We start from the raw sequence: 8,681 nt of genomic DNA on the forward strand, positions 1-8,681 counted from the left end.
GCAGCTGGCTCACCATCACGGTCAGGGCAATGCCGTTGAGGTAGCCGATCCGGATCGGTTTGGACAGCAGGCCCGTGACGAACCCCAGCCGGAGGATCCGCCCGGCCAGGAGGAAGGCGCCGATCAGGATGGCCAGCATGCCGGCCAGGGCCACGGCGTGGTCCGGGTCCCGGCCGGCCAACGGAAGGATGGCGGCCGCGATCATCGGAGCCAGCGAGGAATCGGGTCCCACTATGACCACCCGGGCGGGGCCGAACAGTGCGTAGAAGAACATGGGGACCACTGAGGCGTAAAGGCCTGTCACGGCAGGGAGCCCGGATGCCTCGGCGTAGGCCATGCCCGCGGGAATCAGGGCAGCGCTCAGTGCGGCCCCGGCGGTGAGATCAGACTTCAGCCAGGAACGCTTGTAGTTGCGCGCCGCCCCGACGGCAGGTATTGCCTTGCTGATCCAGTCGCTGCGCAATCAGGGCCTCCGGGAGTTGTTGTGGTCAGGAAGTGGGCTGGCCGCCAGCGGGCGTGGACTCCTGGCCGTATTCCGCGGTGACCAGAATGGGCAGGTGGTCCGATGCGCCACGCGGCAGGGTTTCGACGTTCCCGATGTCCAGTCCCAGTGATGTGGCGAAGTCGAAGTGGCCCTTGAAGACCTTGTACCGCGTGTAGGTCCTGCGGTTGCTGAGAGACAGCTCATACCCGGAATCCTTAAGGTGCGCGGTGAGGCTCCTGGTGAAGAGCGGGTAATTGAAATCGCCCACCATCAGGGTCATCAGGCCTGTTCCCATGCCCAGCAGTTCGGCGTGGGCGGCGTGGATCTGGTTGCGCCGCAGCGAGTTGGTGGCTGTCAGCGGAGACGCATGGAAGGAGGAGATCACCAGCTCGTGGTCAGTCTCGTTGTCCCGTACCCGCATGCCGATCAGCCGCTCGTGGGCCGGTGCCAGCACCATGTCGTGCAGGGACTTCTTCAGCGCGAAGGTCTTTGTCTCATAAGCGGTAAAGCGGTCGCGTCGGTAATAGATGGCCAGGCCGAGCCGGTTGCCCTTGGTGGCATCGGCGAGATGCAGCGGTCCCACGGTGTCCGGAAGCCTGGTGGTATCGCATTCCTGCAGGCACAGCGCATCTGCGCGGAAATCCTGGGCCAGGTCCACCAGCTCTCCGCTGGCCTGGTGATTCCGGAGGTTGTAGCTAATAACGCGTATCAGTGGATGACCTCTCCCGGGGATTGGCAGGTTGAACCAGCTCCTGAGTCTATCCACGTGGGCTGCCGCGGCGCGGAATCTTCCGCTGTATGTCAGGTGCCTTATGCCAGGTGCTGCCGGAGGTCAGCTGCTGCGGAATACCAGCCATCCCGCGAGCGTGGACAAGCCTGTCAGCACCGCGCCCCACAGCATGTCAACCACAATGAGCTGCAGCGGCCAGGTCTTGAGGGTGGCGGCGTTCGTGAGGTCGTAGGTTCCGTAGGCGAAAGCGCCCAGCGCCGCCCCATAGCCGACGGCGGTCAGCCAGCTGCCGCCGTCGAGCGCCGGCCGCAGCGCAAAGAAGACAATCCCCGCGATGTACATGAGATAGAAGGCCACGGCGTACCCTAAATGTGGCTTGTCTGCCAGCAGCTCACCGATGTGGCTGCGGTAGAAAGGGTTCATCAACTTGAGCCAGACGGCGTCAATGGCCGCGAACGCAACGGCGACAACAAGGAATTGCAGTATGACCATGAGGGAGCTTAGCAAGATGCTGGAGGGCCAGGCGGGACCCCGCACGCTCACCGTGGTGCGTCAGGACCGGTCGCTGGGAGCGGCACGTGACCTGGAATTTGGACTCGAACTGCTGACCCAGGCAAAAACGGGCCGCATCGGTCCCACCCTGAGGTTGTACCGGCCTGCACCCACCGTCGCCTTCGGCCAACGGGACACCCGCCTGCCGGGCTTCGACGCCGCTGCCCGGGCCTGCCTGGACCTCGGTTTTGAGCCCCTGGTACGGAAGGCCGGCGGCCGTGCTGCCGCCTACCACGAGGGCACCCTTGTGGTGGACCACATCGAACCCCATGCCGATGCCATTGCCGGTTCCAAGAACAGGTTCGGTTTCTTCGGCGAATTGCTGGCCCAGGCCCTGCGGAGCGTCGGCGTGCAGGCAGCTGTGGGCGAAATCCCGGGGGAGTACTGTCCTGGAGAGTTCAGTGTGCACGGCATCAACTCCGCTGACCCGGCGAACCGGGTCAAGCTTGTTGGCACGGCCCAGCGCGTGGTGAGCGGTGGCTGGCTCTTCAGCTCAGTGATTGTGGTGGAAAATTCCGCTCCCATCCGCAGGGTGCTGACGGACAGCTACGCAGCCCTGGGCCTGGACTGGGACCCGGCCACGGCTGGTGCGGCCAACGACCTGGTCCCCGGCCTGACGGTCGAGGATGTCCAGGACGCTGTGATCGCTGCGTACGCGGGCCACGTTTCCCTCAGGGATGCCGGATTCAGCAGCTATGCCGGGGTCACCGGAGAGGAAGCGTAGCCCGCGCCGTTGGCGTGCGGGGCTGTCAGTGGCCCCGGGCGATCCATTCCTCGAGGTGCGGAGCTTCCGCGCCGATCGTGGTGGTGTCCCCATGGCCGGTGCGGACCACGGTCCCGGCCGGAAGGGGCAGCAGCCAGGTCCGGATTGAATCGATGATCGTGGGGAAGTCGCTGTAGGACCTGCCCGTCGCTCCCGGACCGCCCTGGAACAGGGTGTCACCGCTGAAGACGGTGCCTTCGCCGTCGGGCCCGTCCGCCAGGTGGAAGGACACCGAACCCGGCGAGTGCCCGGGGGTGTGCAGGGCCTTCAGTCTTGCACCGGCCACCTCGAACAGGTCTCCGTGGCTGATATCGACGTCGGGATCCACCTCGGGATACACGCTGCGCCAGAGCATCCAGTCAGCCTGGTGGATGTGGACCGGGGCCTGGATGAGGTCCCGGAAGTCGCCCACTGACCGGATGTGGTCGTCGTGGCCGTGGGTCAGCAGGATGGCCTTCAGCGTCCGGCCGCCCACTGCAGCAGCGACGGCCTTGGCGTCGTGTGCCGGATCGATAACTACGCATTCCTCGTCGTTGCCCACGATCCAGACGTTGTTGTCCACGTCCCAGGTGCCGCCGTCGAGCGAGAATGTCCCGGAGGTGACCAGACGGTCGATCCGGAGGCTCACAGTTCCACCACCGAGCGCAGGACCGAACCCGAGTGCATTTTGTTGAAGGCTTCCTCCACCTGGTCGAGGGTGATCCGCTCGGTGACGAACGCATCCAGATCCAGCTTGCCCTGTTTGTAGAGGCTGATCAGCATGGGGAAATCCCTGGACGGCAGGCAGTCGCCGTACCAGGAGGACTTCAGCGACCCGCCGCGGCCGAACACGTCCAGCAGCGGCAGCTCCAGCGTCATCTCAGGGGTGGGGACGCCCACCAGGACCACTGTGCCGGCGAGGTCGCGGGCGTAGAAGGCCTGCTTATACGTTTCGGGGCGTCCGACGGCGTCAATCACCACGTCGGCGCCGAAGCCGCCGGTGAGTTCGCGTATTTTCTCCACGGGGTCGTTCGTGGAGGAGTCAACCGTGTGGGTGGCGCCGAGTTCTGTGGCGCGTTCCAGCTTTTTCGCGTCGATGTCCACCGCGATGATGGTGGTCGCGCCCGCGAGCGCGGCACCTGCGATGGCAGCCACGCCCACGCCGCCGCAGCCGATGACGGCCACCGAATCGCCGCGCTTGACCCCGCCGGTGTTGATGGCGGCACCCAGCCCGGCCATCACGCCGCAGCCGAGCAGCCCGATCGCGGCAGCATCGGCGTCGGCATCCACTTTGGTGCACTGGCCGGCGGCCACGAGCGTCTTCTCGGTGAAGGCTCCGATCCCGAGGGCGGCTGAGAGTTCGGTGCCGTCCTCGAGCGTCATTTTCTGGGTGGCGTTGTGTGTGTTGAAGCAGTACTGGGCCTGACCGCGGTTGCATGCCCGGCAGTTCCCGCAGACAGCCCGCCAGTTCAGCACCACCCGGTCACCCGGGGCGACGTTCGTGACGTCAGGGCCGACGGCACTGACCACGCCGGTGGCCTCATGACCGAGGAGGAAGGGGAAGTCATCGCTGATGCCACCGAGCTTGTAGTGCAGGTCTGTGTGGCAGACGCCTGACGTGATGATGTCAACGAGGGCCTCACCCGGGCCGGGATCCGGGACCAGGATGGTCTCCAGAGTGACCGGGGCGCCCTTGGAACGGGCTACAACACCTTTGACTTTATGGACCACGGAAGGCTCCCTTAATGCAGATAGACAGAACGGGACCAACACGGATGTTGGTCCCGTTCTGTCTACCACATGTGCCGGGGAGAGCTAGGCCGCGAGGCGGCTCTTGACCTCCGCCAAGGAGGGGTTGGTGGCGGCTGTGCCGTCCGGGAAGAGCACGGTGGGGACGGTCTGGTTGCCGCCATTAAGCTGCTCTACGAGCTCGGCTGTGCCCTCCACCTCTTCGATATTGATCTCCGTGTAGCCGATGCCCTGCGCGTCCAGCTGCTTCTTCAGACGGTTGCAGTAACCGCACCAGGTGGTGGAAAACATGGTGATGGTGCCGTTCTCGGGGGTAAAGTCCACGGAGCTCTCCTGAATTCGTTGAGGGGGTTCGTTCCTTTCAACGGTAACCCGCAGCAGGGTATTCCCCGGTGCGGGTGGCGCCGGATGACAGTGCCCTGCAGTGATGGCATGCTGAAGCCATGTGTGGACGCTATGTGATGGCACGTGCCGTGGGGGATCTGCTGGCGGAGTTCGACGCGCAGCTGGAAGAGGACGTGGAGCTGCCGCCGTCCTGGAATGTGGCACCCACGGACGATGTTCCCATCGTGCTGGAGCGCCTGAAGGATGACGCTACCGTGCGGCAGCTGCATGTGGCCCGGTGGGGCCTGGTTCCGTCCTGGGCCAAGGATCCCGGCATTGGCGCCAAGATGATCAACGCCAGGAGCGAGACGGTGCTGGAGAAGCCGGCGTTCCGCAAGGCCATCCAGTCCCGCCGCTGCGCCGTTCCGGCTGACGGCTATTACGAGTGGAAGCAGGGCACCGGCAAAGCCAAACAGCCCTACTACGTCCACCCGGGCAAGGGGAGCGGCCTGGTGTTCGCCGGCCTGTACGAGTGGTGGAAGGATCCGTCCAAGGCCGAGGGCGATCCCGGACGGTGGCTGCTTTCCACGTCCATCCTGACGGCGGACACTCCGCCGCCGGGTGCCGAGTCCACCGTGTTCGGCAAACTCACTGCCCTGCACGACCGTGTACCGCTGCCTATGGACCGCGCCACGATGGAGTCCTGGATCGACCCGCAGATCGAGGACGCCGCCTTCCTCGTGGACCTGGTCCGCGCGCGGGTGAAAGAGGTGGCAGCGGACTGGCACGTGGATTCCGTTGGCCGGGAGGTGGGAAACGTCCGCAACAATTCCCCGGAACTCATCCACCCGGTGGAGGCACTCTTCTAAGGCGCGGGAAGCGCTAAACGGTGACTTCGCCGTCGTCGTTCACTGCCCACGTGGGGTTGTACGCAACTTCCCACCGGAAGCCGTCCGGATCGGCGAAATAACCGCTGTAGCCTCCCCAGGGCTGGGTGATCGGCCCGGCAACCATGGTTGCCCCCGCCGCCGCAGCCTCAGCAAGGACCTGGTCCACTTCCTCCGTGCCGGCAAGATTATGGCTCAGCGTGATGCACGGGACCGGGCCGGGGGCGCTGACCCCTGCCTCGGCCTGCATCTGCCGGGCGTCCCACAGGGAAAGTATCAGGCCCCGGTTGACCTGGATAAACACCACGTCTCCGGGAATCTCGCGGTGGATGGGCCAGCCAAGGCCTTCCGCATAGAACCGGCGGGAAGCCTCAACGCTGCGAACACCTAGTGAGATGAAGTCGACTCTGGGCTGCATGCTTCGATACTGTCAGATCATGGCGACAATACAAGGAAACGAACGGGACGCTTTGGCCGACAAGGAACAGCTCGCTGCCGTGCGCATTGCGGTGGACGAGGTGGACGACCAGATCGTAACCCTGATCGCGCGGCGTGAACGGCTGATCCGGATTGCCGGCACTTTAAAGGGGGACGACGCTGAAGTCCGTGCTCCTGGCCGGGTGGAGCGGGTGATTGAGCATGTACGGAACGCCGCCGAGAAGAAGGACATCGATCCGGACATCGTGGAGTCCACGTACCGGGCCATGATTTCAGGCTTTATTGAACTCGAGCTCAAGGTCCACAAAGAAACCAGCTGAGTCTCCGAAGCACTTCTGCAGTGCTTCCACTTACAGTGCTTCCTCGACTTACAGTGCTTCCTCGACCGGGAAGCCCCCTTGGAAATCGCGGCCGTCGGCTTCGCTGAACGCCGTCATGAAGTGCCCTTTGCCAAGCCCTTGAATGGCTGCCATGGGGAAGTTTCCCGTGATGGTGTTGCCTGAGTGGGTCACTCCGGAAAGGTCATAGTTTTCCTCGGTGGTCTGGTCATGGCAGAACGAGTAGAAGGCGATTGCCTCCCCGTTCAGGAATTCAATACCCAGCCGTCTTTGCGAGGAATGGTCAGGGCTGGACGCCACCAGTCCCACTACGTACGCACCAGCCCCCGGTATGTTGCCGTCGATATCAAAGTTGGCCACGAGCGTGGTGTCCTGGGCTTCGATGCTTACGTGCTTGAGGAGTGCGTCATGGGAGCTCATGGCACAATCCTGCCCTCCTGCCGGCCGTCCGTCCACCCCCGTCTAGGTTTTGCCGGGGCACCGGCGTAGACTTGATTTATTCGAATACATATTCGAACAAATCACTGCGAACGTCTGTATCAGCCGGCTCCGGGAGGCACCCATGGGTATGTTCAGCGAGTCTGTGGACGTCCGCTGCACTCCGGACGGACAGCCACTGGAACTCTCCTGGGCCGGAAGGCAGTACCTGGTGTGCGCCGAACCTTCGCGGTGGTACGAGCGCCGTCAATGGTGGGCCGAAGAAAGCCGCGCACCTCTTGGCAGCGGGCCAGGGCTGGTTGACCACGAGATCTGGCGGGTCCAGGTCCAGGCAGTTCAACGGGATGCCGCCGAGCTGCTCACCCTTGACCTCACACGGCACATCGGCAGTGGCCGCTGGAGGCTCCTGCGGATCCACGACGCACTCCAGCCCAAAACAGCATGACCTTTACGCACCTCCACGTTTCCACCGCCTTCAGCGCGCACTACGGCGTATCCTGGCCCGACGAACTCGCCCAGGTTGCCGCCGCTGACGGCGCTACGGCCCTTGCCTGCACTGACCGTGACGGCCTTTATGGCACCGTCAAACATCTCAAGGCCTGTATGGCAGCGGGCATTGATCCCGTGGTGGGGGTGGACCTTGCGGTCTTCGACGACGACGGCGATCACCGTACCCAACTCGCCGGCCGCGTGGTGGTCCTGGCCCGGGGCAACAACAACGGGGCAGGCTACCGGGCGTTGTGCCGGTTAGTCTCAGATGCCCATGCCCGTACCTCAGGCAAAGCCGGGGGAGCTGTGCCGGTGGCCGTCACCCGCGCTGAACTCGCCTCACGCACGCTTGACCCGAAAACCCTGAAGCCGGTGCTGACCGTCCTGATCGGCCCGGATTCCGACGTCGGCCGGGCCATGGGCGGCAGGAGGTACCTGCTGCCCCGCACCCTTTTCAAGCGGTGGGTCGAGGCCATGCCTGCCGGAACCCTGGTTGCCGAGGTCGTCTCCCAGCTCAGTGCCCCCGGAGCGCCCCTGAGCACCTCCCATGCAGTGCGCATGCTGAAACTCGCGGAAGAACACCACGTCCCTGCTGTGCTGACCAATGCAGTGCGTTACTGCGCCGAGGACGGCGCAGCCACAGCGGACGTGCTCGATTCAGCCCGGACGCTCAAGTCCCTGCCGGAACTTGCGGCTGAACCGCTCCTTCAGCCCAATGGGCAGGGCTGGCTGAAATCGGCAGGGCAGATGCTTCAGCTGGGCAAGGAAATCATCCATGCCGCCGGGTATGGCACAGCTGACCTTAAGCAACTGATGGCCCAGACTGAGGCGCTCGCCGATTTCTGCCGGATTGATCCGGTAACGGACATGGGATGGAAGCAGCCGGTGGTCCCCGAGGCGTCCGTCATTGGAATCAGCCAGGACCCGCACCTGGAACTGGTGCAGCGTTGCGAAGCAGGAATCGGCCGGCGTTTCCCTGGTATCACCGGCTCTGCCTTGCTGGACATGCGCCAACGCCTGGACCACGAGCTTGGCATCATCCTGAACCTCGGGTTCTCCTCCTACTTCCTCACCGTGGCCGAAGTCTCCCGGATGATCCAGGACATGGGGGTCAGGGCTGCCGCCCGGGGGTCAGGTGCCTCCAGCCTGGTCAATTACCTGATCGAGGTCAGCCACGTTAACCCCCTGCAGCACGATCTGATTTTTGAGAGGTTCCTGTCAAGGGACCGGGCCACCTTGCCGGACATTGATATCGATGTCGAAAGCGCTGAGCGGCACAACGTCTACCGCAGGATTTTTGACCGGTTCGGCGCCGAGCGTGTCACCCTGATGAGCATGCAGAACGGGTATCGCGCCCGCGGTGCGGTGCGTGACGCCGGGATGGCGTTGGGTATGGACGAGGGCGATGTCGGGGAGATCGCAAAGCAGCTGTGGCGGTTTTCAGCCCGGAAGTTCCGCGAAGCCCTGGCGGAGAAGCCTGAGCTCCGGGAGTTCGCCGGCAGGGTAGAGC

General features: G+C 64.2%; 12 protein-coding genes and 1 pseudogene. 5 read left to right on the forward strand and 8 right to left on the reverse strand.

What is annotated here, in order from left to right; all coding sequences use genetic code 11:
* From DBR22_RS24505 to DBR22_RS12445, 3 genes are all read right to left on the reverse strand, one after another.
* A partial coding sequence (locus DBR22_RS24505; protein ID WP_258229175.1) for a SulP family inorganic anion transporter occupies positions 1-463 on the reverse strand: 463 nt, incomplete at its 3' end.
* 25 nt (positions 464-488) lie between these two features.
* Positions 489-1,193: an endonuclease/exonuclease/phosphatase family protein gene (locus tag DBR22_RS12440; protein ID WP_108599286.1), complete on the reverse strand. Its 705-nt coding sequence runs from the start codon at positions 1,191-1,193 to the stop codon at positions 489-491.
* 123 nt (positions 1,194-1,316) lie between these two features.
* Positions 1,317-1,706, reverse strand: a complete 390-nt coding sequence (locus tag DBR22_RS12445) for a DUF2177 family protein (protein WP_108599275.1) — start codon at positions 1,704-1,706, stop codon at positions 1,317-1,319.
* A 16-nt stretch (positions 1,707-1,722) separates the two neighbouring features.
* Between DBR22_RS12445 and DBR22_RS12450 the strand changes: the two genes are divergently transcribed.
* Complete coding sequence (locus tag DBR22_RS12450; protein ID WP_108599276.1) at positions 1,723-2,490, forward strand: lipoate--protein ligase family protein; 768 nt, start codon at positions 1,723-1,725, stop codon at positions 2,488-2,490.
* A 25-nt stretch (positions 2,491-2,515) separates the two neighbouring features.
* Here the strand turns inward: DBR22_RS12450 and DBR22_RS12455 are convergent, their stop codons facing one another.
* The 3 genes from DBR22_RS12455 to DBR22_RS12465 form a co-directional block, all read right to left on the reverse strand.
* A complete protein-coding gene (locus DBR22_RS12455; protein WP_108599277.1) occupies positions 2,516-3,157 on the reverse strand; it encodes an MBL fold metallo-hydrolase in 642 nt (213 codons plus the stop codon).
* On the reverse strand, positions 3,154-4,239 hold the full coding sequence (locus DBR22_RS12460; RefSeq protein WP_108599278.1) for an S-(hydroxymethyl)mycothiol dehydrogenase: 1,086 nt from the start codon (positions 4,237-4,239) through the stop codon (positions 3,154-3,156). The genes DBR22_RS12455 and DBR22_RS12460 overlap by 4 nt, the downstream gene beginning before the upstream one ends.
* 84 nt (positions 4,240-4,323) lie before the next feature.
* On the reverse strand, positions 4,324-4,581 hold the full coding sequence (locus DBR22_RS12465) for a mycoredoxin (protein WP_108599279.1): 258 nt from the start codon (positions 4,579-4,581) through the stop codon (positions 4,324-4,326).
* Between the two features lie 119 nt (positions 4,582-4,700).
* Here DBR22_RS12465 and DBR22_RS12470 point away from each other — a divergent pair, with 119 nt between their 5' ends.
* On the forward strand, positions 4,701-5,450 hold the full coding sequence (locus DBR22_RS12470; RefSeq protein ID WP_108599280.1) for an SOS response-associated peptidase: 750 nt from the start codon (positions 4,701-4,703) through the stop codon (positions 5,448-5,450).
* A 13-nt stretch (positions 5,451-5,463) separates the two neighbouring features.
* Here DBR22_RS12470 and DBR22_RS12475 read toward each other — a convergent pair whose 3' ends face one another.
* Complete coding sequence (locus tag DBR22_RS12475; RefSeq protein WP_108599281.1) at positions 5,464-5,886, reverse strand: VOC family protein; 423 nt, start codon at positions 5,884-5,886, stop codon at positions 5,464-5,466.
* 19 nt (positions 5,887-5,905) lie between these two features.
* On the opposite strand from DBR22_RS12475, the gene DBR22_RS12480 reads away from it, so the two are divergent.
* The gene (locus DBR22_RS12480) at positions 5,906-6,226 is read left to right on the forward strand and encodes a chorismate mutase (protein ID WP_108599287.1); all 321 of its coding nucleotides are present in this window, start codon (positions 5,906-5,908) and stop codon (positions 6,224-6,226) included.
* 48 nt (positions 6,227-6,274) lie between these two features.
* Here DBR22_RS12480 and DBR22_RS12485 read toward each other — a convergent pair whose 3' ends face one another.
* Positions 6,275-6,664, reverse strand: a complete 390-nt coding sequence (locus tag DBR22_RS12485; protein ID WP_108599282.1) for a hypothetical protein — start codon at positions 6,662-6,664, stop codon at positions 6,275-6,277.
* A 142-nt stretch (positions 6,665-6,806) separates the two neighbouring features.
* Here DBR22_RS12485 and DBR22_RS12490 point away from each other — a divergent pair, with 142 nt between their 5' ends.
* Both DBR22_RS12490 and DBR22_RS24510 read left to right on the forward strand, forming a co-directional pair.
* Entirely contained in the window at positions 6,807-7,127 is a 321-nt protein-coding gene (locus DBR22_RS12490; RefSeq protein WP_108599283.1) for a DUF6504 family protein, read from the forward strand.
* Positions 7,124-8,681 (forward strand): annotated as a pseudogene (locus DBR22_RS24510) (PHP domain-containing protein); the annotation flags it as partial. The gene DBR22_RS12490 and the pseudogene DBR22_RS24510, both read left to right, overlap by 4 nt.

The organism is Arthrobacter sp. HMWF013, assembly GCF_003061105.1.
Lineage (GTDB): Bacteria > Actinomycetota > Actinomycetes > Actinomycetales > Micrococcaceae > Arthrobacter.